Below are 21633 nucleotides of genomic sequence, written 5' to 3' on the forward strand. Positions count from 1 at the left end.
CTTACCCCTGACCCAGGCATTTCACCAGGTTGGCGGCAAGGTTGCGCATGAGGGTTGGGTAAAGGTCGGGGCCGTCCTTGATGTCGGCGCCCAGCGGATCGAGGGTGCCGGTGCGGGCATCCGTGCCTTCGGCAACCACGGCGATGAGCTTGGGCGGAAATTGCGGTTCGGCGAAGATGCAGGCAGCGGAGAGGCTCTTCACCTTGCCGTGAACCTGGGCGACACGCTCTGCGCCGGGCGCCACATCCGGGCTGACCGTGATCGATCCGGCGACCGCCACCTGATAGTGATGCTCGAAATATTGATAGGCATCGTGGAAGACGATGAAGGGCTTGTCCTTTACCGGGCCAAGACTGGTCTTCAATTCGCTATCCAGCGCGTCCATGCGCTGCTCGAAACCCTTGAGGTTTTTGTCATAGAGGGCGGCATTGGCGGGATCCTTGGCCGCGAGCTTTGCCGCAACGGTCCGGGCGATGGCCCGCGCATTGTCCGGATCGAGCCAGAGATGCATGTCCATTCCTTCATGTTCATGTGCATCCTGATGGGCGTGCTCGTCATGGCCATGCGCGCCCGCATGGTCTTTATGGTCCCCGCCCTCATGGTCATGGTCGTGGGCATCGAATGCCCCGCCTTCTCGCAGCGGCAGACGTATCACGCCTTGTGCCGTAGAAAGCTCGACGACCTCTGCGTGGCCGGATAGCGCATCGAGCGGCTTTTCCAGAAAGCTTTCAAGTCCCGGTCCAACCCAGAAAACAAGGTCTGCCTTTTCCAGTTGCCGCGCCTTGGAGGGTTTGAGGCTGTAGGCGTGCGGAGAACCGGCGCCTTCCACCAGAAGATCGGGCGAGCCCGCCCCCTCCATGATGGCGGCGACAATGGAATGCACCGGCTTGACCGAGGCAACCACCTTGGGAGCCGCCACCCCTAGAGCCGGTGTGACGAGGCAGAGGAGACTGGCGAGAAGGGTGTGTTTCAAGGTCTTCATCCGGGCATGTCCTTCGCATTTGCAACACCGGCCACACATTCTTGCCTGCCCAGGGGCAACCTGTTCAGGAAAAAATGGCAACAGACCGTGCTGGCGGGGTCTGGTATAAGCGTGTAACGTTATTACATTAGTTGCGTAACCCTATAACGTGTGCCATAGGCTCATGCAAGCTCATTTCCTGAAAGGCCAGATCCACTTGTCGTCCCCAGTCCGCTCGCCCCTTGTGACGCTTCGCAATGCCGGCATCGAAAGGGATGGCCGATGGCTGGTGCGCGGTGTCGATCTCTCCGTTCATCGGGGTGAAATCATCACGCTCATCGGGCCCAACGGGTCTGGAAAATCCACCACGGCCAAGCTTGCCATCGGTATCCTGAAGGCGGACGAGGGCGCGGCTGAACGGCTTTCGGGGGTGCGGATCGGCTACGTTCCGCAAAAGCTGGCGATTGACCGCACGATGCCGCTGACCGTGCGGCGGATGATGCAGCTCACCGCACGGCTGGACGATGCGGCGATTGCCGATGCACTTGCGGCGGTCGGGGTGCCGCATCTTTCCGGGGCGGAGGTGCACAATCTTTCCGGCGGCGAATTCCAGCGTGCGCTTCTGGCCCGCGCCATTGCGCTCAAGCCTGACCTGCTGGTGCTGGATGAGCCGGTGCAAGGCGTGGATTTTGCCGGAGAGATCGCCCTTTACGAGTTGATTTCAAGGATACGCCGGGAAAGCGGCTGTGGTGTGCTGCTGATTTCCCATGATCTCCATCTGGTCATGGCCGAGACGGATACGGTGGTCTGTCTCAACGGACATGTCTGCTGTCGCGGCACGCCGCAAAGCGTCAGCGCCAGTGCCGAATATCAGCGCCTTTTTGGTGCGGCCGCCGCCAATATGCTCGCTGTCTACAATCATCGCCATGACCATACCCATCTGCCGGATGGCCGGGTTCTGCACAGTGACGGTTCGGTTACGGATCATTGCCATCCGGGCGATGGCCATCACCACCATGGCGACCCGCACGATCACCGCCACGACCATGCCGCCGGGCATGGGAACAAGGAGCATCGCCATGGATGATTTCTTCCTGAGGGCGCTTCTTGCGGGCATCGGGCTGGCGCTGACGGTCGGGCCGCTCGGCTGTTTCATCATCTGGCGGCGTATGGCCTATTTTGGCGACACCATGGCCCATTCGTCGCTTCTGGGTGTGGCGCTTGCGCTGATGTTTTCCATCAATATCACCGTCAGCGTCTTTGCCGTGGCGGCACTGGTGTCGGTGCTGCTGCTGGTGCTGCAACGGCGCAAGGGCCTTTCCGCCGATTCGCTTCTTGGCATTCTCAGCCATTCGACGCTTGCGATCGGCCTTGTTCTGGTCGCCTTCATGACATGGATTCGCATCGATCTCATGTCCTATCTGTTCGGCGACATTCTGGCCGTTACCTCGCAGGATGTTCTCGTGGTCTGGCTGGGCGGTGCCTTCGTCATTGCCGTTCTTTGCCTGTTGTGGCGCCCGCTTCTGGCGGCAACGGTCAGCGAAGATATTGCCGAAGCCGAAGGGCTGAAGCCGGAGCGCGCACGGTTTATTTTCATGTTGCTCCTGGCGCTGGTCATTGCCATTGCCATGAAGATCGTCGGCATTCTGCTGATGACGGCGCTGCTGATTATTCCGGCGGCAACAGCAAGGCGCTTTGCCGCAACGCCGGAAACCATGGCGCTTCTGGCCTCGGTGATCGGCGCGGGGGCCGTTATTGGCGGGCTTTACGGTTCGCTCAGCTATGATACACCATCGGGACCCTCCATCGTCGTCGCGGCGCTGGTCCTTTTCCTGCTCAGCCTGCTGCCGCTCCGGGGCAGCCGTGCCCTGAAAGGATGAAGATATGTCTACACAGCAACTTACCCGCAATCAGACACTCGTCTATCAGGCGCTGGAAAAGGCAGATGGGCCGCTTTCGGCCTATTCCATTCTTGATAAACTGCGTGACCATGGCTTTCGCGCACCGCTGCAAGTCTATCGCGCTCTCGAAAAGCTGCTGGAATTCGGGCTGGTGCATCGGCTGGAAAGCCTGAACGCCTTCGTGGCCTGCGCGCATCCGCAACATGATTGCTGCAACCACGGCACGGTCGCCTTTGCCATTTGCGAGCGATGCGGCCATGTGCGTGAATTTCATGATCACAGCATCGATCATCGTCTGGAGGACTGGGCAAAGGCACAGGGTTTCAAGGCGGAAAAAACCACCATCGAGATTCGCGGCCTATGTGCGCAATGCCGTGTCTGACGGGCCCGATAACGGGGCAGGGAATGTGCGCTTGAAAAATGCGCGGAATCGTTTTCAATTCCAATGATGTGATTTTCAAATCAATCTTATTATGTCCATAAAGCCCTGGCTCGAAAGCTGAAGACCAGAGCGATAAAAGGGCGCGCGGCGATTGCTTCGGTTTTACGGGAGTGGAAAGATGGGACGCACCCATCCGCAACCAGAGGAGTGTAAAGGGGAGAGTATGAAAAAGGTCTATGAGAACGCCCAGGCGGCGCTTGATGGAGTTTTATTCGACGGCATGTTTATTGCCGCAGGTGGCTTTGGCCTTTGCGGCATTCCCGAATTGCTGATTTCGGCCCTGCGGGACTCTGGTGTCAAGGAACTGACCATTGCCTCGAACAATTGCGGCGTCGATGATTTCGGCCTGGGCGTATTGCTCAAGACCCGCCAGATCAAGAAAATGATCTCTTCCTATGTCGGCGAAAACGCCGAATTCATGCGGCAATATCTCAGTGGCGAGCTGGAGCTGGAATTCAACCCGCAAGGCACGCTGGCTGAGCGTATGCGGGCAGGGGGTGCCGGTATTGCCGGCTTCTATACCCGCACCGGCGTCGGAACCGTTGTCGCGGAAGGCAAGGAGCTGAAGACCTTCAACGGCGAGACCTATGTGCTGGAAACGGGCATCGTTGCCGATCTTTCCATCGTCAAGGCGTGGAAGGCAGATACGACCGGCAATCTGATCTTCCGCAAGACGGCGCGCAACTTCAACCCGCCTGCCGCCACCTGCGGCAAGATCTGCGTGGCCGAGGTGGAGGAGATCGTTCCTGCCGGAAGTCTCGATCCGGATCACATTCACCTGCCCGGCATTTACGTGCATCGCCTCATTCAGGGCGAGCATGAAAAGCGCATCGAGCAGCGCACCACACGGGCAAAGGCATAAGGCGGGGAGAAACGGCATGGCTTGGGACAGAAACCAGATGGCAGCGCGTGCTGCCCGCGAACTTGAAGATGGAACCTATGTCAATCTTGGCATCGGCATTCCCACACTGGTTGCCAACTACATTCCCGAAGGCGTTCACGTCACGCTGCAATCGGAGAATGGTCTGCTCGGCATCGGACCCTTTCCCACCGAGGACGAGATCGATGCCGATCTCATCAATGCGGGCAAGCAGACGGTGACGGCACTGCCTCACTCGGCCTTTTTCGACTCCGCGCAGAGCTTTGCGATGATCCGCGGCGGCAAAATCGCCATGGCCATTCTGGGCGCCATGGAGGTTGCCGAAAACGGCGATCTGGCAAACTGGATGATTCCCGGCAAGCTGGTAAAAGGCATGGGCGGCGCCATGGATCTCGTGGCAGGCGTAAAGCGCGTGGTCGTCGTTATGGATCACACCAACAAGGCGGGCGAATCAAAGGTGTTGAAAGCCTGCACCCTGCCACTGACAGGCAAGGGCGTGGTGGATCGCATCATCACCAATCTCGGCGTTCTCGACGTGGTGGAGGGCGGCTTGAAGCTGATCGAGGTGGCGGAAGGCGTGTCGGAAGCCGAAATCCGCGCCGCCACCGAGGCGACAATCGTAAACTGAAGGCGTTTTGCGCCCTTTGATCCTGTCGCGTAATTAATATAGAAGGCCGGGAATAATCCCGGCCTTTGTCTTTGCTGAGGTATTGGCGCAGTGGCCGCGAGGCTTTCGGCAAGGCGGAAACAATTTGCCTTTCGAAACAGCAATCGAAAGCTAAACCATATCAAGAAAGAAGTGTCACAGATGACTGAAAAAAAAGAAAAATCTCATCTGTCCTTACCCGTCTTCGCCGTCGCCCCAATGATCGACTGGACGGATACGCATTGTCGCCGTTTTCACAGGCTGCTCAGCGGTCATGCCTTGCTCTATACGGAAATGGTGGTGGCCGACGCCATTATTCACGGCAAGCGGAACAAGCTGCTGGATTTTCACGAAAGCGAGCATCCGCTGGCGCTTCAGCTTGGCGGTTCGGATCCTGTGAAGCTGGTAGAGGCGGTGCGCATTGCGTCGGATTGGGGTTATGACGAAATCAACCTGAATGTCGGCTGCCCCTCTGACCGCGTTCAGGCCGGAACATTCGGCGCATGTCTCATGCGTGAACCGCAGACCGTGGAGGCCTGTGTGACGGCGATGAAGAAGGTTTCGCCGGTGCCAGTAACCGTCAAATGCCGGATTGGCGTGGACGAGCAGGAGCCGGAAGCCGTGCTTCCCGATTTTATCGACCGCATGGTTGGCGCTGGCGTGGATGGCATATGGATCCATGCGCGCAAAGCGTGGCTTCAGGGATTGAGCCCCAAGGAAAACCGCGAAATTCCGCCGCTCGATTATCCGCTGGTTCATCGCATGAAAGCGCGTCATCCAAAGGTCTTCATGGGGATAAATGGCGGCATCACCACGCTGGAAGAGGCCAGGGCCCATCTGGCCGTCATGGATGGCGTGATGCTTGGGCGGGCGGCTTATCATAATGCCACGCTGCTGACCGGCGTCGATCATGCGATTTATGGAGATCCGGCTGAGGCTGTGGATTGGAGCACCATCTGCCAGGCGATGATGGAGCACGCGGCCCGCCATATCGCCGACGGCGGCAGGCTGGTGCATCTCACCCGCCACATGGTGGGGCTCTTTCAAGGTTTTGCCGGTGCTCGCCGCTTTCGCCAGATTTTGTCGGCGGATGCGACAAGGCCGGGCGCGGGGCCGGAAATTATTACCGCTGCTTTCGCTGAGGTCGATGTGGCGGCGGGGCCAGTTCGCGCGGCATAGACTGTTCGCTTGGAAAAAGGCAGGATCGGCTTTGTGTCCTGAAACCTGGCATAATGTAAAAAAGCGCCGATCTGAGAGAGTCAGATCGGCGCTTTTTATGTCTTACACGTCATTTCCCAAGCGCGCAGAGTGCCGGGAAGTGACGGTAAAATCAGGCGGCGCGGATGTTCACAGCCTTCGGGCCCTTGCCCATGCGATCCGGCTCGGTGTCGAACGTAACCTGCTGGCCGTCCTTGAGGGTCTGGAGGCCGGCAGCCTGAAGAGCGGAAATGTGGACGAATACGTCCTTAGCGCCGCCTTCCGGGGTGATGAAGCCGAAGCCCTTGTCCTGGTTGAAGAATTTTACGGTGCCTTTGGTGGCCATGGGATGAAGTCCTTCCCTTGAGTTTCATAAAGCGCGCCGCCCTGAGCGCAGCGCATGGATCGCCCGCAAAAAGGGGCGGATCGGAAGTCCGATAACGGGGAAAGAACATCTACACCCGGTGGTATAGCCACCATGACCACAGTCTTGCGGTCCTACACGATCAGTCCAGTCTCCGGGATCATAATGCCCGAACGCGGCGATTCATACAGGAAGAGGTTTGTTCCGGCAAGCGCAACATGCGATTTCACTGTGCCGAACTGCGACGCCGAAGAGCTTGAAGCGCTATCACAAGATGTTGAATAGGCTTCATCATTTCAAAATAACCAGAAAATCCGCCCTTGTGGGTGAAACCTGTCGCGAGGATGAACGTTACCCTCAGCGGAAATTCATGGAGCCGGATTTAAGCCGGTTTCAAGGTGAGGATGGTTGCGCGAATCGCGCAAGCACCTCTCCGGATGGTTGTTCCAGCAGCCGGGTGCGCAGTCCGCCGCCACGGCTGAAATCGAAACCACGAACCGAATACGGTTCAGGAGGAAACATGAAGAAGTTTATCGCTGCTTGCCTCATCGGTCTGGGCTGCATTGCCGCCACGGCCGCTCCCAGTGCCGCCCAGGGCGTGTCCGTGACGGTTTCGGATGGCCAGTATTATCGCCATGGTCCTGCCTACCGACATCATCACCATGAAGAGCGCCGCGCCTGGCGCCAAACCCGCACGCGTTGCTGGACCAAGACTGAACGCTACCGTCATCGTGGCGAGGTCGTCATTCGCAAGACCCGTGTCTGCCGCTAATCTGAACTCATCCTTGAAAGATTCCCCTGTCCATAGCAGGGGAATCGCATATTAGAATAAAATATTGATCGTATGGTGTAAATTGATCCATTGATCCCTGGAATGGAGGGTTCGTATCTTTGGCTCGATTCCGGATCCGCGTGCTATAAATATCTATTATCACTCAACAGTGTCGGTTCACTGCTGTGGGTTTGAGCGGACTCAGCAAGCGCAGTGACAAAGCCCCGTCCCTGCAACTGGTGAACATTTGGGCAGCGGATCAGCTCAAGACCATCGGAAAAGCACCTGAGCACTTCCGGTGAACACGGGTTCACTTGGAATGCTCTAACTCCTTGTTTCGGCGCATTTCCGGATGCAAAACCGACTACACTTTTGCCGGAAATGCATCAAGGGGAGATATCCGGCAGAGCAGAGAGGGGCAAACTGGCGCAAAGCCATTGCGTCGTATACTGCACCGTCTGTTTTAACGGGAACGATATCGTCAAACATCCTGCTGCTGTTCTAGCGCCTTGGCGTCTTGCCACAACTCTTCCATGCGTGCGAGTGTAGCGCCTTCGAGCGCTTCACCGTTTCGCTCAAGATTTTCTTCTATATGCCGGAATCGTCTGCGGAATTTTGTGTTCGTGCCGCGCAGCGCCTGTTCGGGATCCGCCTTGACATGGCGACCGATATTGACGAGTGCGAAAATCAGGTCTCCAAGCTCGTCCTTTATGCGCTCGTGCTTCTTTTCAGCCAGTGCCTCGCGCAATTCGGCGATTTCCTCTTCGATCTTGTCGAGAATAGGTTCCGCCGCATTCCAATCGAAGCCGACTTTTGCCGCTTGCTCCTGAAGTTTGAGTGCTTCGGTGAGGGCTGGAAAACTGCGCTGCACCTGGCCCAGCAGACCGTGCTTGTCATCGCGCGCAATGCCGCGCGCGGCGCGGCGGGCGGTGCGCTCGCGTTTTTCCTGCTGTTTGATCGCGTCCCATTGTGCCTTGACCGTTTCGGGCGTGTCGGCCTCGGAGCGGTCAAACACATGCGGATGGCGGCGGATCATCTTGGCTGTGATTGCCTCCACCACATCGCCAAAGCTGAACAGGCCCTGCTCCTCGGCCATTTGCGCATGGAACACCACTTGCAGCAGAAGATCGCCCAGTTCCTCGCAAAGATCGTCGGGATCGTTGCGCTCTATGGCATCGGCAACCTCATAGGCCTCCTCGATCGTGTAGGGCTTGATGCTCTCGAAGGTCTGTTGCACGTCCCAGGGGCAGCCGGTTTCGGGCTGGCGCAGCGCGGCCATGATTTCGATCAGCCGTCCAATATCTTTCGAAGGCTTCATTTGCCTTTCGCCCTTTCTCAATTGAGGGGTATGTCGTTGTCGCTCTTGCCGGATTGGTAGCGGGCGGAAAGATCGCCATATCGGGCACGAATGCGCTCTGCCTGCACCATCAACGCCTGTCTTTCACTGTCATCGGCCAGTTCGATCATGTCGTTGAGCCAGAAGCTGTGCCAGAAGGCGTTTTGCTTGCGATAGCCGCCGGGTTCCAACCCGAAAACCTCTTTCAGAATTTTCAGGTCATGAGGAATGGCAAAAGCATCCCGGCTGTCTTCATGGCTGAAGAAAAAGTAGAAATTATCGAAGCCTGCCCAGGTGATTGCCGACATGCACATGGTGCAAGGTTCATGGGTAGAGAGAAAAATCAGGTCGGAAGGCCTGGGGCGATCTGCCATTTCGTAGAATCGCTTCAGCGTATGCACTTCGCCGTGCCATAGCGGGTTTTCCAGCTCGTTGTTGGTTTCTGCCAGCACAAGAGACAGGTCCGACTTCCTGAGAAGCGCCGCACCGAAGATCTTGTTTCCGGCGGCGACACCCTGTTCCGTCAGGGGTATAATGTCCTTTTCCATGACCTCGAGAAGGCGGGCAGTCAGGCTTGTTTCGCTCACGGGGCGGGCTCCTTGTCGTGGATGTTTCTTTTAACCGCGCCAGTGGCCGGATTGCAAACGACGACGTTCAAAGGATGGGTGGCTTTTGCTCATTGGGGCGGTGTACGAGCAAAGAAATGCGCGCCATCGCCAGCCTTCGCATTTCTGTTTCTTTTAAAATCATGCTTTACTGACGATACTTATGTCAAAGAGGTGCGATTTGGTGTTGCAGGATCAGGACAAATTGTCGGTATTTCCGGCCTTCTTTCGCGTCGTGGGCGCGAAGGTTGCTGTGTTTGGCGATGGCGATGAGGCTTATGCCAAGGCGCGCCTGCTGCGCAATACCTGTGCCGAAATCACCGCTTTCGCCCCTGCGCCTGAGGCTGACTATGCCGCCTTCCTGTCGCGCGAGGCCATTGCAATCGATTCGCGGCCTTTCTGTCCCGAGCTGCTTGAGGGCTGCTCACTGGTCTTTGGTGCCACCGGCGACAATGCGAAGGATCGCGCCATCGTCGAAGCGGCACGGGCGTTGAAGATCCCGGCCAATGCCGTGGATCAGCCTGATTACTGCGATTTCTATACGCCAGCCCTGGTCAATCGTGCGCCTGTGGCTGTGGCCATCGGCACGGAAGGGGTGGGGCCGGTATTGGCCCAGATGATCCGCGCCGACGTTGATCGCCTCCTGCCGCCTTCGCTGGGCAGGCTTGGTCGGCTTGCCAATTCCTACCGGGCGGCGGTTGAAAAGCTGGTGCCACGCGGTGCCCCCCGCAGGCTTTATTGGCGGTCTTTTTTCAAGGGCAAGGTTGCCGATGCCGTGGAAGCGGGCGACGTAAGTGCTGCCCGCCGTGAAGCGACCCGGCTCTTGAAAGGCGTTGTCGCGGAAAAGCAGGAAGGCCGGATTTTTCTGGTGGGCGCTGGGCCGGGGGCCGAAGATTTGCTGACATTGCGGGCCCATCGCTTGATGATGGAAGCCGATGTCATCGTGTATGATGCTTTGGTGCCGCAGGCGGTTGTCGATATGGGGCGGCGTGATGCCGAGCGCATTTCTGTGGGCAAGCGCAAGGGCTGTCATTCCAAATCGCAAAGCGAGATCAATGCCCTTCTGGTCGAGTTGGGCCAGGCCGGCAAGCGGGTGGTGCGGCTGAAATCCGGTGATCCGCTGGTGTTCGGGCGGGCCGGTGAAGAGATGTCTGTGCTGCGCGATGCGGGCATTGCCTATGAGATCGTGCCGGGCATCACGTCGGCGCTCGCTGCGGCGGCGGATTTTGAATTGCCGCTGACGCTGCGCGGCGTTTCGTCCTCGCTGGTCTTCACCACCGGCCATGATCTGCATGGCGATGTTTTGCCGGATTGGGCGCGTCTTGCTCTTTCCGGCGCAACGGTTGCGGTTTATATGGGCCGCAGTGTCGCGGCGTCGGTGGCGGAGCGTTTGATGCAGGGCGGGCTTGCGCCCGATACCACGGTTGCCGTGGTGGAAAATGCCGGTCGCGCCAGCCGCACGCTGCTGCATGGCACGCTGGAGGAACTGCCGGGGCTCGAGCATCGCGAAGAGCTTAAAGGGCCCGTAATGGTCATTATCGGCGATGCGGTGGCGGGCGCGAATTTTGCCTTGTCGCAGCCGCTTCGCATGGCGGCGAATGCCGCCCAGGAAACAGTGAGGGTTTAACCATGGCTCAGAAAGTCTTGACTGCCAATCGCCTGCTCGATGGCATCGCCGTCTGGCTGGACGCCTCCGGCAACTGGACCGAAAATCTTCAGGACGCCTTCGTGGCCCGCCATGCGGAGGCCGTGGCGGCGCTGGAAGAGACCGGCAAGCGCGCCTTTGCCGACAATCTCGTGGTTGATGTGAATGTCGTGGATGTCGAGGAGAAGGATGGCAAGCTGTGGCCGCAGCGCCTGCGTGAACGCATCCGCGCCCTTGGCCCCACCATTGCCTATGCTGACGGATATGGCGCTGCCGATTCCGCTTTCGTTTCTGCCTGAGGATTAGCATGTATCGTTACGATGAGTTCGACCACGCCTTCGTTTCTGCCCGCGTGGAGCAGTTCCGCGATCAGGTAACGCGCCGTCTCGCCGGGGAGCTGGCTGAAGATGCCTTCAAGCCGCTGCGGTTGATGAATGGCGTTTACCTGCAATTGCACGCCTATATGCTGCGGGTGGCCATTCCCTATGGCACGCTGAACGCCCGGCAGATGCGGATGCTGGCGCATGTCGCGCGCAGATATGACCGTGGCTATGGCCACTTCACGACGCGCCAGAACATCCAGTATAACTGGCCAGCGCTGAAGGATACGCCGGATATTCTCGCCGATCTCGCAAGCGTTGAAATGCACGCGATCCAGACGTCGGGTAACTGTATTCGTAACGTTACGGCAGACCATTTTGCCGGTGCAGCCCGCGATGAAGCCGCCGATCCGCGCCCTTACGCGGAAATTCTGCGGCAATGGTCGTCCGTGCATCCGGAGTTTTCCTTCCTTCCGCGCAAGTTCAAGATTGCCGTGACGGGTGCGCCGCATGACCGCGCCGCCATTCAGGTGCATGACATCGGCCTGCAATTGAAAAAGGATGATGCCGGCAAGCTCGGCTTTGCGGTTTATGTTGGCGGCGGCCAGGGCCGCACGCCGATGATTGCCAAGAAGATTCGCGATTTCCTGCCGGAAGAGGATCTTCTGTCCTATGTCACCGCCATCGTCCGCGTTTATAACCTGCATGGCCGCCGCGACAACAAGTACAAGGCACGTATCAAGATCCTCGTGCATGAAACCGGCACGGAGGAACTGACGCGGCAGGTGGAAGCTGAATTTGCCGAGTTGAAGGACAGCGTGTTGAAGCTGCCCGATGCCGATATTCGCGCCATCGAAAGCTATTTCGCGCCGCCGGAACTTAGGGCACGGCCTGAAGGCTGGGAATTGCTGGCAAAGGCCAGGAAGGCTGATGCCGATTTTGCCACATGGGTAGATCAGAACGTCCAGCCGCACAAACACCCCGATTATGGCATGGTGACGATTTCGCTCAAGCCGATCGGCGGCATTCCGGGCGATGCGTCGGATGTGCAGATGGAACTCGTGGCGGATCTTGCCGAGCGTTATGCTTTCGATGAAATCCGGGTCAGCCACGAGCAGAACCTCATTCTGCCGCATGTCGCGATGGCCGATCTCTATGCGCTTTATGAAAACCTCAAGACCGCCAATCTGGTGACGGCCAATTCCAACCTGATCACGGACATCATTGCCTGTCCGGGGCTTGATTATTGCGCGCTGGCCAATGCCCGTTCCATTCCGGTGGCGCAGGCCATTTCGGAGCGCTTCGGTTCGCAGGCCCGTCAGGCGGAAATCGGTGAGCTGAAAATCAAGATTTCCGGCTGCATCAATGCCTGCGGCCATCACCATGTCGGCCATATCGGCCTGCTGGGTGTGGAAAAGAAGGGTGCGGAACTCTATCAGATCACGCTTGGCGGGTCGGGCGATGAAAACTCCTCCATCGGGGAAATCATCGGCCGTGGTTTCGAGCCGGAAAAGGTAACGGATGCCGTGGAGACGGTGGTCGATACCTATCTCGGCCTGCGCCTGAACCCGGAAGAAACCTTCCTGCAAGCCTATCGCCGCGTCGGGCCGAAGCCCTTCAAGGACGCGCTTTATGGCGCCGCTGCCGAAGCCGCCTGAGGACAAGAGAATGACCCGTATCTGGAAAGAAAGCGGCTTTGCCGGGGATGACAACTGGATTATCGAGACCGACGAGGTGAAGGCTGCCGAAGGGCAAAGGCCGCTTCTGCCACTCGATGAATTCCTGACCGCCGTGGCCGAAACCAATGAGGTCGGCCTCGGCGTTCTCATCAAGCCCGCCGATGACGTGACGAAACTTCATCCGCATCTCGACCGGATCGAACTGGTCGCAGTGCAGTTTCCTGCTTTTAACGATGGACGCGGCTTCAGCCATGCCTCGCTGCTGCGGGAGCGTCTCGGTTTTGCCGGTGAAGTGCGCGCCGTGGGCGACGTGCTGATCGATCAGGTGCCTTTGATGCTGCGCACCGGCTTCAGCAGTTTTGCCGTCACCAATGCGGTTGCGATCGAGCGGCTGGAAGAAGGCCGCCTGCCGGGTATTGCCAATCATTACCAGCCGACGGCGCGTGCGGCGGCGGAAGTGGAAGGCTATAGCTGGCGCCGCCGCACGGTGGCCGGATGAACATATTGATGTCCGTGGATCTCTGTCCGTAACGAAACGGGTTTTCGGCCCCGCGTTCGATATGTGCCGGTTGCGAGGCTGGCCTGTCGTGCACGGGGTTTTTCTCGGCGCTTGTTGGATATATAGCTGCCGGGGAAAAGTGGCCGAAGACCGATATGCAAGGTTAGAACTTCGATGAACGCTCCTGTGAAGACCGATCAAGCCGAACTCATCGTGCCGGAAGGCGTTTACGCCGAAACGGTGCTGAGCGTGACGCATTATACGGATCGCCTTTTCCGATTCCGCATGACCCGGCCGCAAGGTTTCCGCTTCCGCTCCGGCGAGTTTGCGATGATCGGCCTGATGGTCGAGGGAAAGCCGATTTACCGCGCCTATTCCATTGCCAGCCCCGCCTGGGACGAAGAGCTGGAATTTTTCTCCATCAAGGTGCCGAACGGGCCGCTGACCCAACATTTGCAGCGAATCCAACCCGGCGACAAGGTGCTGATGCGCAAAAAGCCCACCGGCACGCTGGTGCTGGATGCACTGGTGCCCGGCAGGCGCCTCTACATGTTCTCGACCGGCACGGGCATTGCGCCCTTCGCCAGCCTGATCCGCGATCCGGAAACCTATGAGAAGTTCGAGGAAGTCATCCTCACCCATACCTGCCGTGAGGTGTCCGAGCTGAAATACGGCTTCGATCTCGTTAACGAGATCAAGCAGGACGAGATGCTGAGCGAAATCGTTGGCGACAAGCTGAAGCATTACGCCACCGTGACGCGAGAGGATTACCCCTTCCAGGGCCGCATCACCGACCTGATGGCCAATGGCAAGCTTTACGCCGATCTCGGCGTGCCGCCGCTCGATCCGTCGATTGACCGTGGCATGATCTGCGGCTCGGCAGCCATGCTGAAGGACACCAAGGAACTGCTGGAAAAGGCCGGCCTGACCGAAGGCGCCAACAACAAACCGGCAGAATTCGTCATCGAACGTGCCTTCGTAGGCTGATCTGATTTTATACCAATAGAAAAAAGGCCCGGAACGCGATCGTTCCGGGCCTTTTCTTTTCAGTCGGTCAAAATCCTCAGGCCGGGCGGACCAGAATGTGCTTCTTCTTTCCAAGCGAGAGCTTGATGACGCCGTCTGCCGTCACGTCGCCTGTGCCAATCGTGGCCCGCTCGTCGGATATGGGCTTGTCGTTGATCTTTACGGCACCGCCCTGCACATGGCGGCGGGCTTCTCCGTTGGAGGCGGCAAGACCTGCGCGCACGATCAGCGCCAGAAGGCCGAGGCCTGCGTCAAGTTCGCCTGCGGCCACCTCGATGGACGGCAGGTTGTTTGCCAATGCGCCTTCCTCGAAGGTCTTGCGGGCGGTTTCGGCGGCTTGTTCGGCGGCGGCGCGGCCGTGCAGGATGGAGGTGACTTCCGTTGCGAGGATTTTCTTTGCCTCGTTGATTTCCGACCCGCCGAGTGCGGCAAGGCGGGCAATCTCGTCCATCGGCATTTTGGTGAAGAGCTTGAGGAAGCGCTCGACATCGGCGTCCTCGGTATTGCGCCAATATTGCCAGAAATCATAGACGGGCAGCAGGTCGGCGTTCAACCACACGGCGCCGGAGGCGCTTTTGCCCATTTTCTGGCCAGATGAGGTGGTCAGCAGCGGCGCGGTCAGCGCGTAAAGCTGCGGCGTTTCCATGCGATGGCCAAGGTCGATGCCGTTGATGATGTTGCCCCATTGGTCCGAGCCGCCCATTTGCAGGCGGCAGCCATAGCGCTTGTTCAACTCCACGAAGTCATAGGCCTGAAGGATCATGTAGTTGAATTCCAGGAAGGAAAGCGATTGTTCGCGATCCAGGCGCGTCTTGACGCTGTCGAAGGACAGCATCCGGTTGACCGAGAAAAAGCGGCCAACATCGCGCAGGAATTCCAGATAGTTGAGCGAACGCAGCCATTCCGCATTGTTCAGCATCAGGGCGCCGCCCTTGGGGCCGTTGTCATAATCGAGATAGTGCGAGAAGCAGCGCTTGATCGAGGCGATGTTTTCCTCGATGGTTTCGACGGTCATCAGCTTGCGGGCTTCTTCCTTGAAGGAGGGATCGCCAACCATGCCCGTGCCGCCGCCCATCAGCGAGATCGGCTGGTGGCCGGTCTGCTGGAACCAGTGCAACATCATGATCTGCATCAGGTGGCCGACATGCAGGCTGGAAGCCGTCGGGTCATAGCCGATATAGGCTGTCACGCTTTCCTTCGAGAGGAGGTCGTCAAGCCCGGTTTCATCGGACATCTGGTGAATGAACCCACGCTCGGAAAGAATGTTCAGGAAATCGGACTTGAACTTGGCCATGACGCACACGCCTTCTGGTATTTTGGATTTTCCGGGCGGCTTTAGCATTGTTTTTTCACTTGTGCATCCATTTCATGGCATGGCGCCGAACTTGCCGATGCGCAGGCATTTTCAATGCCCGTCGCAATCTGGCATCAATCGGCAGAGGCATTCTGGAGAATCGCATGACCGAACTTTTGCGCGCCATTGGCCTGATGAGCGGCACCTCGCTGGACGGGGTGGATGTGGCGCTTCTGGCAACGGATGGGCAGGCCAGCGTCACGCGAGGGCCATCCATGGCCTTTCCTTACGATAAGGCCATGCGGGAGGCGCTGAAACAGGGGCTTGCAGACGCAAAGGCCATTGAAAAACGGCATGAGCGTCCGGGGGGGCTTGCGGCGCTGGAGCGGGCGCAGACGCTTTTTCACGCCGCCGCCGTTGCCGCCTTTCTGAAGGAAACCGGCATATTGCCGCAGGATGTTCATGTCATCGGCTTTCATGGCCAGACGGTGCTGCACAGGCCGCACAAGGCGCTGACCGTGCAGATTGGCGATGGCCCGCTTCTGGCGCGGGAAACGGGTATCGACGTGGTCTATGACATGCGCGCCAATGACATGATGCATGGCGGGCAGGGTGCGCCATTGGTGCCGGTCTACCATGCGGCGCTGGCGGAATGGCTGGGAAGGGATGCCTTTCCTGTTTGCTTCGTCAATATTGGGGGCATTTCCAACCTGACGGCCATCGACAGGCACGGCGAAATCGCCGCCTATGACAGCGGTCCCGGCAATGCGCTGATCGATCAATGGGTGGAGGCCCATACGGGCGAGGCCTTCGACGCAGGCGGAGGGATTGCTGCGCGCGGCGCGGTGCGGGAAGCTTTGGTGGCGCGCTATCTGGGCCATCCCTTCTTCACCGCCAATCAGCGCCTGTCGCTGGATCGCAATGATTTTTCCCCGCCTGCGAAGGGTGAAGCAAGTCTGGAAGACGGGGCGCGCAGCCTTGCCCATGTGACGGCCGCGGCAATCTTCGCCTCCGCCCGGCATTTGCCGGAAAGGCCCCGCAGCTATGTGGTCTGTGGCGGCGGGCGGCACAATCGCGTCATCATGGCGGATATGGCCGGGCTTGCTGCAAAGGATGGCGCAACCGTCGTTAATGCCGACGATCTCGGGCTGAACGGCGATTCGATGGAGGCTGAAGCCTGGGCCTATCTGGCCGTGCGCTCGCTGAAGGGCCTGCCACTGACCTTTCCCGGAACGACCGGCGTGGTGAAGCCCATAAGCGGTGGTGTACTGGCGAAGGCGAAATAGAAAAAGCCGCCCGCAGGCGGCTTTGACATTGCTGAGAGCATAATCCGACCGAGTGAAACGAGGATCGACAAGATTATGCTTCAAAAATACGATGTTAGAGCGCCGATCTGATTCAGTCAGGTCGAAAAGCGTTCTAATCAGCGCAGCCGCTTTGCAGCGGGTTCTTGAGGACATGAGCACCGGGAGCGCAGAAAATTACGGTTTGCAGCCCGCTCAAGGGCGAATGTCCACACACCCTAATCAGCGCAGCCGCTTTGCGGCGGGTTCCGGCACAAGATCGCCGTCCAGACGACGGTCCAGATAGTCTTCGCATTCGGCCATCAACGTTTCCACCTGACCGTTGAAGAAGTGGTTTGCGCCGGGAATGGTCTTCTGGGTGATGAGAATGCCCTTTTGGGTCTTCAACTTGTCCACAAGGCCCTGAACATCCTTTTCGGGCGCAACCTTGTCGCTGTCGCCGTGAATGATGAGGCCGGAGGACGGGCAGGGCGCCAGGAAGGAGAAATCATAGGTGTTAGGCTGCGGCGCAATCGACATGAAGCCTTCGATTTCCGGACGGCGCATCAGAAGCTGCATTCCGATCCATGCGCCGAAGGAGTAGCCAGCCACCCAACAGCTCTTGGAATCAGGATGCAGGCTCTGAACCCAGTCCAGCGCGGAGGCCGCATCCGAAAGCTCGCCCGCGCCATGGTCGAATTCGCCCTGGCTGCGGCCAATGCCGCGGAAATTGAAGCGCAAGGTGGTGAAGCCACGCTTCTGGAACATGTAGAAGAGCTGGTAGACGATCTGGTTGTTCATCGTGCCGCCGAACTGCGGGTGCGGATGAAGAATGATCGCGATGGGGGCACTTTTCTCCTTGGAGGGCTGATAACGGCCTTCAAGACGACCCGCAGGTCCGTTGAAGATGACTTCGGGCATGGATACTCCGATCTTTACCTTCTTTTTGCCGATATGCGCGCCTGCCCAATAGAGATGACTTGACGGGTGCGCTCAGCTTTTCTACAAGTTTAGAACAATTCAAAATCGAGTGGCAGGCCACCCTGTGGTCCGTGTCATAGGGCATACGGGCCGGAAATTTCAAGAAAAATGCGCTTTTTCTTGAGGTTCGGGGCAAAACATTTCGGGATCGACACACATCATGGCCAGGAGCCGCATCTACCTTGACTGGAATGCGACGGCGCCTCTGCTGCAAGAGGCGCGCGATGCCGTGATGCTGGCGCTCGATAGTGTGGGCAATCCCTCGTCCGTTCATGCGGAAGGGCGCGCGGCGCGGGCCATGGTGGAAAAGGCCCGCCGTCAGGTGGCCTCGCTTGTGGGCGCGCAGCCCGCGCATGTGGTTTTCACGGGCTCTGCCACCGAGGCTGCCAATCTCGCTCTGTCGCCTTCCTATCGCATGGGGCGTTCGCCGCTCACCATCGGCCGGCTTTATGTATCGGCAATCGAGCATCCGGCGGTGCGGCTCGGCGGGCGCTTTGCGGCCGGGCAGGTCAGTGAAATTGCCGTAACGCCGTCCGGGCAAATTGATCTTGCCGCTCTTGAGGCAGCGCTTGCCGCCCATCCTGACGAGGACGGACTGCCGATGGTGGCAGTGATGCTGGCCAATAACGAGACCGGCATTATCCAGCCGGTGGCGGACGTTGCCAGACGGGTGCGGGCGAAGGGCGGCCTGCTGCTTGTGGATGCCGTGCAGGCGGTGGGCCGTATGCCGGTGAATATCGCCGCGCTGGACGCTGATTTTCTCATTCTATCCGGCCATAAGCTGGGTGGCCCGAAGGGCATAGGCGCCTTGGTGAGCCGAGGCGAAACGCTGATGCCTCAGCCTCTCATTCGCGGTGGCGGGCAGGAAAAGGGTCATCGTGGCGGCACCGAAAACCTTCCGGGCATCGTTGGGCTGGGCGCGGCCTGCGAATTTGCGGAAAAAGATTTGACTGAACGCAATTTTCGAATTGCCGCCTTGCGCGAAAAACTGGAAGAAGGCATTCGAAAAGCCGCGCCGGATGTGGTGATCCACGGGGCGGGTGTGGACAGAATAGCGAATACCAGTTTTTTCAGCCTGCCCGGACTGAAAGCGGAAACCGGACAGATTGCCTTCGACCTTGAGGGGATTGCGCTTTCGGCGGGGGCGGCCTGTTCGTCCGGCAAGGTCGGTCAAAGCCATGTGCTGACGGCGATGGGGCTGGATGCCGCGCTTGGCGGGCTGCGATTGTCGATCGGTGCGGCAACGACGGAAGAAGAAATCGGCCATGCCATCGAAGCCTTTGCGCGCATTGCGGCGCGGCGGCGGGTGGCAGGGCAGGCGGCGTGAAATTTATCCGCAAATCCCTCCAAATCGGGGGTGATCGGGGTGAATTTTCGGCCGGGGAAACTACATAAGGGGCAATCCCCAAGACAGATCATGCATTGCGGACAAAGTTTGCAATGCGGAGTTTACAAGCTGCCGGACCTTGGACCCGGCGAGATTGGAGAACGAGAATGGCTGCCGTACAGGAAACGATCGATCAGGTTCGCCAGATCGACGTCGATCAGTACAAATATGGTTTCGAGACGACCATCGAAGTCGATAAGGCTCCGAAGGGGCTTTCCGAAGAAATCGTCCGTTTCATTTCCGCCAAGAAGCGTGAGCCTGAATGGATGCTGGAATGGCGTCTGGACGCCTATCGCCGTTGGCTGACCATGGAAGAGCCGACCTGGGCGCGCGTCGATTATCCGAAGATCGACTTCAACGACATTTATTACTATGCCGCGCCGAAAACGGCGGAAGGCCCGAAGTCGCTGGATGACGTCGATCCGGAACTGCTCAAGGTTTACGAAAAGCTCGGCATTCCGCTGAAAGAGCAGGAAATCCTTGCCGGTGTGCAATCCTCCAAGATTGCCGTCGATGCGGTTTTCGATTCCGTTTCGGTCGTTACGACGTTCAAGGAGGAGCTGAAGAAGGCGGGCGTGATCTTCATGTCCATTTCCGAAGCCGTTCGCGAACATCCCGAACTGGTGCAGAAATATCTGGGTTCGGTGGTTCCGACCACGGACAATTATTACGCCACGCTGAACTCCGCAGTATTTACCGATGGGTCTTTCGTGTTCGTACCCAAGGGCGTTCGCTGCCCCATGGAATTGTCCACCTATTTCCGCATCAATGAGAAGAATACCGGCCAGTTCGAGCGCACGCTGATCATCGCGGAAGAGGGCGCTTACGTTTCCTATCTGGAAGGCTGCACCGCGCCCCAGCGCGACGAGAACCAGCTTCACGCCGCCGTTGTCGAGCTGGTGGCGCTGGACGATGCGGAAATCAAATATTCCACCGTGCAGAACTGGTATCCGGGCGACAAGGAAGGCAAGGGCGGCATTTACAATTTTGTCACCAAGCGTGGCGATTGCCGTGGCGCCCGCTCGAAGATTTCCTGGACGCAGGTCGAAACCGGTTCCGCCATCACCTGGAAATATCCGTCCTGCATTCTGCGCGGCGATGACAGCCGTGGCGAATTCTACTCGATCGCCGTTTCCAACGGTCATCAGCAGGTGGATAGTGGCACCAAGATGATCCATCTCGGCAAGAACACGTCGAGCCGCATTATCTCCAAGGGGATTTCGGCAGGTGTTTCGCAAAACACCTATCGCGGTCAGGTTTCCATGCATCGCAAGGCGGCCAATGCGCGCAACTTCACCAATTGCGACTCGTTGCTGATCGGCGACAAGTGCGGCGCCCATACCGTGCCCTATATCGAAGTGAAGAACTCGACCGCCAAGGTGGAACACGAGGCCACGACCTCGAAGATTTCCGAGGACCAGAAGTTCTACGCCATGCAGCGCGGCATTCCGGAAGAGGAAGCCATCGCACTCATCGTCAACGGCTTCGTGCGCGACGTTATCCAGCAATTGCCGATGGAATTTGCCGTTGAAGCGCAGAAGCTGATCAATATCAGCCTCGAGGGCTCGGTCGGCTGATTTCAGGCCGACCTTACCAATTCAATTTCGCGCTGCGGCGCTGACCCATTCGTCCGAAAGGATTGTCACATGCTTGAAATCAAGAACCTGCACGCCCGGATCGCCGAAGACGGCACCGAGATCATTCGCGGCCTGAACCTCACCGTCAAGGCGGGCGAAGTTGCCGCCATCATGGGGCCGAACGGCTCCGGTAAATCGACGCTTTCCTACATTCTCTCCGGCCGGGAAGATTATGAGGTTACGGAAGGCGAGATCCTTTTCAACGGCGAAAACATTCTGGAGCTTGATCCGGCAGAACGCGCGGCAAAGGGCGTGTTTCTGGCCTTCCAGTATCCCGTGGAAATTCCCGGCGTTGCCACCATGCAGTTCCTGAAGGTGGCCATGAACGAGCAGCGCAAGGCGCGCGGTGAGGAAGAGCTTTCCACGCCGGACTTCATGCGCCGTGTGAAGGAAGCAGCTGGCGAGCTGAAGATCAACCCGGACATGCTGAAGCGGCCGCTGAATGTCGGCTTTTCTGGCGGTGAAAAGAAGCGCGCTGAAATTCTGCAAATGGCGCTGCTGGAGCCGAAGCTCTGCATTCTCGACGAGACCGATTCCGGCCTCGACATCGATGCGCTCAAGATCGTTGCCGATGGCGTGAATGCCTTGAAGCGTCCGGATCGGGCCACCATCGTCATCACCCACTACCAGCGCCTGCTGGATTACATCGTGCCGGATACGGTTCACGTTCTCTATAAGGGGCAGATCGTCAAGACCGGCGACAAGAACCTTGCGCTGGAACTGGAAGCCAATGGCTATGCCGACATCACTGGCCAGGCGGCCTGAGCGCGGCAGGGAC

At 58.5% G+C, this 21633-nt stretch carries 22 protein-coding genes; 16 read left to right on the plus strand and 6 right to left on the minus strand.

Going from position 1 to position 21633, the window contains the following annotated elements:
- Position 1: 1 nt before the first annotated feature.
- Positions 2–982 carry a zinc ABC transporter substrate-binding protein ZnuA gene (gene znuA / locus T424_RS0103005; RefSeq protein WP_027486406.1) on the minus strand — a complete coding sequence of 327 codons (981 nt, stop codon included), beginning with the start codon at positions 980–982 and terminating at the stop codon, positions 2–4.
- A 163-nt stretch (positions 983–1145) separates the two neighbouring features.
- Between znuA and T424_RS20045 the strand changes: the two genes are divergently transcribed.
- From T424_RS20045 to dusA, 6 genes are all read left to right on the plus strand, one after another.
- The gene (locus tag T424_RS20045) at positions 1146–2048 is read left to right on the plus strand and encodes an ATP-binding cassette domain-containing protein (RefSeq protein WP_051558751.1); all 903 of its coding nucleotides are present in this window, start codon (positions 1146–1148) and stop codon (positions 2046–2048) included.
- A complete protein-coding gene (znuB, locus tag T424_RS0103015) occupies positions 2020–2841 on the plus strand; it encodes a zinc ABC transporter permease subunit ZnuB (protein ID WP_027486407.1) in 822 nt (273 codons plus the stop codon). The genes T424_RS20045 and znuB overlap by 29 nt, the downstream gene beginning before the upstream one ends.
- Before the next feature lie 4 nt (positions 2842–2845).
- Positions 2846–3244 carry a Fur family transcriptional regulator gene (locus T424_RS0103020; protein ID WP_027486408.1) on the plus strand — a complete coding sequence of 133 codons (399 nt, stop codon included), beginning with the start codon at positions 2846–2848 and terminating at the stop codon, positions 3242–3244.
- Positions 3245–3467: 223 nt separating this feature from the next.
- Complete coding sequence (locus T424_RS0103025; protein WP_027486409.1) at positions 3468–4166, plus strand: CoA transferase subunit A; 699 nt, start codon at positions 3468–3470, stop codon at positions 4164–4166.
- A 16-nt stretch (positions 4167–4182) separates the two neighbouring features.
- A complete protein-coding gene (locus T424_RS0103030; protein ID WP_027486410.1) occupies positions 4183–4812 on the plus strand; it encodes a 3-oxoacid CoA-transferase subunit B in 630 nt (209 codons plus the stop codon).
- A gap of 180 nt (positions 4813–4992) precedes the next feature.
- Positions 4993–6009, plus strand: coding sequence for a tRNA dihydrouridine(20/20a) synthase DusA (gene dusA / locus T424_RS0103035; RefSeq protein ID WP_084268368.1), 1017 nt, complete (start codon positions 4993–4995; stop codon positions 6007–6009).
- A gap of 151 nt (positions 6010–6160) precedes the next feature.
- Here the strand turns inward: dusA and T424_RS0103040 are convergent, their stop codons facing one another.
- Entirely contained in the window at positions 6161–6373 is a 213-nt protein-coding gene (locus T424_RS0103040; RefSeq protein ID WP_027486412.1) for a cold-shock protein, read from the minus strand.
- A gap of 538 nt (positions 6374–6911) precedes the next feature.
- Between T424_RS0103040 and T424_RS0103045 the strand changes: the two genes are divergently transcribed.
- Positions 6912–7163, plus strand: a complete 252-nt coding sequence (locus T424_RS0103045) for a hypothetical protein (protein WP_027486413.1) — start codon at positions 6912–6914, stop codon at positions 7161–7163.
- A gap of 481 nt (positions 7164–7644) precedes the next feature.
- Here the strand turns inward: T424_RS0103045 and mazG are convergent, their stop codons facing one another.
- Both mazG and T424_RS0103055 read right to left on the minus strand, forming a co-directional pair.
- On the minus strand, positions 7645–8481 hold the full coding sequence (mazG, locus tag T424_RS0103050) for a nucleoside triphosphate pyrophosphohydrolase (RefSeq protein WP_027486414.1): 837 nt from the start codon (positions 8479–8481) through the stop codon (positions 7645–7647).
- Between the two features lie 17 nt (positions 8482–8498).
- Positions 8499–9047 carry a nucleoside deaminase gene (locus T424_RS0103055; RefSeq protein WP_407921374.1) on the minus strand — a complete coding sequence of 183 codons (549 nt, stop codon included), beginning with the start codon at positions 9045–9047 and terminating at the stop codon, positions 8499–8501.
- Positions 9048–9267: 220 nt separating this feature from the next.
- Between T424_RS0103055 and cysG the strand changes: the two genes are divergently transcribed.
- The 5 genes from cysG (at position 9268) to T424_RS0103080 (ending at position 14234) form a co-directional block, all read left to right on the plus strand.
- Positions 9268–10731, plus strand: coding sequence for a siroheme synthase CysG (cysG, locus tag T424_RS20050; RefSeq protein ID WP_051558752.1), 1464 nt, complete (start codon positions 9268–9270; stop codon positions 10729–10731).
- A 2-nt stretch (positions 10732–10733) separates the two neighbouring features.
- On the plus strand, positions 10734–11048 hold the full coding sequence (locus tag T424_RS0103065; RefSeq protein WP_027486416.1) for a DUF2849 domain-containing protein: 315 nt from the start codon (positions 10734–10736) through the stop codon (positions 11046–11048).
- An 8-nt stretch (positions 11049–11056) separates the two neighbouring features.
- Positions 11057–12727, plus strand: coding sequence for a nitrite/sulfite reductase (locus tag T424_RS0103070; protein WP_027486417.1), 1671 nt, complete (start codon positions 11057–11059; stop codon positions 12725–12727).
- A 10-nt stretch (positions 12728–12737) separates the two neighbouring features.
- Positions 12738–13247 (plus strand): DUF934 domain-containing protein, encoded by a 510-nt coding sequence (locus T424_RS0103075; RefSeq protein WP_027486418.1) that lies wholly within the window; start codon positions 12738–12740, stop codon positions 13245–13247.
- 174 nt (positions 13248–13421) lie between these two features.
- The gene (locus T424_RS0103080) at positions 13422–14234 is read left to right on the plus strand and encodes a ferredoxin--NADP reductase (RefSeq protein WP_027486419.1); all 813 of its coding nucleotides are present in this window, start codon (positions 13422–13424) and stop codon (positions 14232–14234) included.
- Between the two features lie 76 nt (positions 14235–14310).
- On the opposite strand, the gene tyrS is transcribed toward T424_RS0103080, so the two are convergent.
- Complete coding sequence (tyrS, locus tag T424_RS0103085; protein WP_027486420.1) at positions 14311–15567, minus strand: tyrosine--tRNA ligase; 1257 nt, start codon at positions 15565–15567, stop codon at positions 14311–14313.
- 164 nt (positions 15568–15731) lie between these two features.
- Between tyrS and T424_RS0103090 the strand changes: the two genes are divergently transcribed.
- Positions 15732–16853: an anhydro-N-acetylmuramic acid kinase gene (locus tag T424_RS0103090; protein ID WP_027486421.1), complete on the plus strand. Its 1122-nt coding sequence runs from the start codon at positions 15732–15734 to the stop codon at positions 16851–16853.
- Between the two features lie 240 nt (positions 16854–17093).
- Here the strand turns inward: T424_RS0103090 and T424_RS0103095 are convergent, their stop codons facing one another.
- Positions 17094–17771: an alpha/beta hydrolase gene (locus T424_RS0103095; RefSeq protein WP_027486422.1), complete on the minus strand. Its 678-nt coding sequence runs from the start codon at positions 17769–17771 to the stop codon at positions 17094–17096.
- Positions 17772–17991: 220 nt separating this feature from the next.
- On the opposite strand from T424_RS0103095, the gene T424_RS0103100 reads away from it, so the two are divergent.
- The 3 genes from T424_RS0103100 to sufC all read left to right on the plus strand — a co-directional run bounded on the left by T424_RS0103100 (position 17992) and on the right by sufC (position 21620).
- Positions 17992–19158 (plus strand): cysteine desulfurase family protein, encoded by a 1167-nt coding sequence (locus T424_RS0103100; protein ID WP_027486423.1) that lies wholly within the window; start codon positions 17992–17994, stop codon positions 19156–19158.
- Positions 19159–19325: 167 nt separating this feature from the next.
- Entirely contained in the window at positions 19326–20795 is a 1470-nt protein-coding gene (gene sufB, locus T424_RS0103105) for a Fe-S cluster assembly protein SufB (RefSeq protein WP_027486424.1), read from the plus strand.
- A gap of 69 nt (positions 20796–20864) precedes the next feature.
- Positions 20865–21620 carry a Fe-S cluster assembly ATPase SufC gene (gene sufC, locus T424_RS0103110; RefSeq protein ID WP_027486425.1) on the plus strand — a complete coding sequence of 252 codons (756 nt, stop codon included), beginning with the start codon at positions 20865–20867 and terminating at the stop codon, positions 21618–21620.
- Positions 21621–21633: the final 13 nt, after the last annotated feature.

This window comes from Allorhizobium undicola ORS 992 = ATCC 700741, from assembly GCF_000621665.1.
GTDB lineage: Bacteria > Pseudomonadota > Alphaproteobacteria > Rhizobiales > Rhizobiaceae > Allorhizobium > Allorhizobium undicola.

What these genes read in the sequence shown, in the direction of transcription:
- znuA (WP_027486406.1), bottom strand. Translation starts at nt 982, where the DNA reads ATGAAGACCTTGAAACACACCCTTCTCGCCAGTCTCCTCTGCCTCGTC.
- T424_RS20045 (WP_051558751.1), top strand. Translation starts at nt 1,146, where the DNA reads ATGCAAGCTCATTTCCTGAAAGGCCAGATCCACTTGTCGTCCCCAGTC.
- znuB (WP_027486407.1), top strand. Translation starts at nt 2,020, where the DNA reads ATGGGAACAAGGAGCATCGCCATGGATGATTTCTTCCTGAGGGCGCTT.
- T424_RS0103020 (WP_027486408.1), top strand. Translation starts at nt 2,846, where the DNA reads ATGTCTACACAGCAACTTACCCGCAATCAGACACTCGTCTATCAGGCG.
- T424_RS0103025 (WP_027486409.1), top strand. Translation starts at nt 3,468, where the DNA reads ATGAAAAAGGTCTATGAGAACGCCCAGGCGGCGCTTGATGGAGTTTTA.
- T424_RS0103030 (WP_027486410.1), top strand. Translation starts at nt 4,183, where the DNA reads ATGGCTTGGGACAGAAACCAGATGGCAGCGCGTGCTGCCCGCGAACTT.
- dusA (WP_084268368.1), top strand. Translation starts at nt 4,993, where the DNA reads ATGACTGAAAAAAAAGAAAAATCTCATCTGTCCTTACCCGTCTTCGCC.
- T424_RS0103040 (WP_027486412.1), bottom strand. Translation starts at nt 6,373, where the DNA reads ATGGCCACCAAAGGCACCGTAAAATTCTTCAACCAGGACAAGGGCTTC.
- T424_RS0103045 (WP_027486413.1), top strand. Translation starts at nt 6,912, where the DNA reads ATGAAGAAGTTTATCGCTGCTTGCCTCATCGGTCTGGGCTGCATTGCC.
- mazG (WP_027486414.1), bottom strand. Translation starts at nt 8,481, where the DNA reads ATGAAGCCTTCGAAAGATATTGGACGGCTGATCGAAATCATGGCCGCG.
- T424_RS0103055 (WP_407921374.1), bottom strand. Translation starts at nt 9,047, where the DNA reads ATGGAAAAGGACATTATACCCCTGACGGAACAGGGTGTCGCCGCCGGA.
- cysG (WP_051558752.1), top strand. Translation starts at nt 9,268, where the DNA reads ATGTCAAAGAGGTGCGATTTGGTGTTGCAGGATCAGGACAAATTGTCG.
- T424_RS0103065 (WP_027486416.1), top strand. Translation starts at nt 10,734, where the DNA reads ATGGCTCAGAAAGTCTTGACTGCCAATCGCCTGCTCGATGGCATCGCC.
- T424_RS0103070 (WP_027486417.1), top strand. Translation starts at nt 11,057, where the DNA reads ATGTATCGTTACGATGAGTTCGACCACGCCTTCGTTTCTGCCCGCGTG.
- T424_RS0103075 (WP_027486418.1), top strand. Translation starts at nt 12,738, where the DNA reads ATGACCCGTATCTGGAAAGAAAGCGGCTTTGCCGGGGATGACAACTGG.
- T424_RS0103080 (WP_027486419.1), top strand. Translation starts at nt 13,422, where the DNA reads ATGAACGCTCCTGTGAAGACCGATCAAGCCGAACTCATCGTGCCGGAA.
- tyrS (WP_027486420.1), bottom strand. Translation starts at nt 15,567, where the DNA reads ATGGCCAAGTTCAAGTCCGATTTCCTGAACATTCTTTCCGAGCGTGGG.
- T424_RS0103090 (WP_027486421.1), top strand. Translation starts at nt 15,732, where the DNA reads ATGACCGAACTTTTGCGCGCCATTGGCCTGATGAGCGGCACCTCGCTG.
- T424_RS0103095 (WP_027486422.1), bottom strand. Translation starts at nt 17,771, where the DNA reads ATGCCCGAAGTCATCTTCAACGGACCTGCGGGTCGTCTTGAAGGCCGT.
- T424_RS0103100 (WP_027486423.1), top strand. Translation starts at nt 17,992, where the DNA reads ATGGCCAGGAGCCGCATCTACCTTGACTGGAATGCGACGGCGCCTCTG.
- sufB (WP_027486424.1), top strand. Translation starts at nt 19,326, where the DNA reads ATGGCTGCCGTACAGGAAACGATCGATCAGGTTCGCCAGATCGACGTC.
- sufC (WP_027486425.1), top strand. Translation starts at nt 20,865, where the DNA reads ATGCTTGAAATCAAGAACCTGCACGCCCGGATCGCCGAAGACGGCACC.